The sequence below is a fragment of the Streptomyces sp. NPDC001781 genome (genome assembly GCF_053596035.1).
Window position 1 is genome coordinate 1 of the sequence record NZ_JBSFFI010000103.1, and the last position, 1185, is coordinate 1185.

Here is a 1185-nt window from a genome sequence, read left to right on the forward strand (position 1 = left end):
TCGACGGTCCTCGCGGTGATCATCGCGGTGCCGCTCGGCCTGCTCCAGGCGGTGCGGCGCGGCAAGGCGTCCGACTACGCGCTGACCGGCCTCGCGTTCCTGATGTACGCGACGCCCGTGTTCTTCCTCGGCCTCATCATGATCATCCTGTTCGCGCAGGTGCTGCCGATCTTCCCGGCGGAGGCCCCGCAGGGCGAGACGATCGGTGAACTGCTCGGCGACATACCCGGGTTGATCCTGCCGGTCGTGACCATGGCGTTCGGCATCGTGGCCATGTTCAGCCGCTACATGCGCTCCGCGGTCCTCGACAACCTCACCGAGGAGTACGTGCGCACGGCCATGGCGAAGGGCCTGTCGAGCCGCCGGATCATGGTCAAGCACGTGCTGCGCAACGCCCTGATCCCGCTCGCCACCCTCCTCGGCCTGTACCTGCCGACACTGTTCAGCGGTGCGCTCGTCGTCGAGTCGATGTTCAACTACCCCGGCATGGGGCTGCTGTTCTGGAACGCCGCGCAGGGCTCGGACTTCCCCGTCCTCCTCGGTGTGACCCTCGTCGTCGGCATCGCGACCGTCCTCGGCTCGCTGCTCACCGACATCCTGTACGCCGTCCTCGACCCGCGGATCCGGAGCGTGTCATGACCACCACGGTGACGACCTCTGTCATACCCGGGCAGGAGGAGGCCGCGCAGGCCACCCCCTCGCTGGCCCGCCGCACCCTGCGCGTGTTCACCGGCAACAAGCTGGCCCTGGGCGGCGTGATCCTGCTCGCCCTGCTGCTGGCCTTCTGCTACCTGGGCCCGCTGCTCCACCCGACCGAGCAGGTTCACACGGACCTGTCCCGGGCGAACCTCTCCCCCGGCACATCAGGGCATCTGCTGGGCACCACCGACCTCGGCTACGACATGGTGGGCCGGCTCATGGTCGCGGGGCAGACGTCGTTGGAGATCGGCCTCGCGGCAGGTCTCCTGGCGACCCTGTTCGGCACCGTGTACGGCGCCGTCGCCGGATACTTCGGCGGCTGGGTCGACGCCACGATGATGCGGATCACCGACGCCGCGCTCGCCATCCCGGCGATGTTCCTGCTCGTGGTCGTCGCCGCGATCATCACGCCCAGCAAGGGCATCCTGATCCTCATCATCGCGGGCGTCGCCTGGCTCTCCCCCGCCCGCCTGGTGCGCGGCGATG

The 1185-nt window shown here is 68.9% G+C and carries 2 protein-coding genes; both read left to right on the forward strand.

The window, feature by feature from the left end; genetic code table 11:
- Positions 1-639 (forward strand): ABC transporter permease (locus ACWCV3_RS28985; protein ID WP_451230353.1); only part of this gene is annotated, 639 nt, incomplete at its 5' end.
- Positions 636-1185: ABC transporter permease (locus ACWCV3_RS28990; protein ID WP_451230354.1), on the forward strand; the 550-nt coding region annotated here is incomplete at its 3' end. The genes ACWCV3_RS28985 and ACWCV3_RS28990, both read left to right, overlap by 4 nt.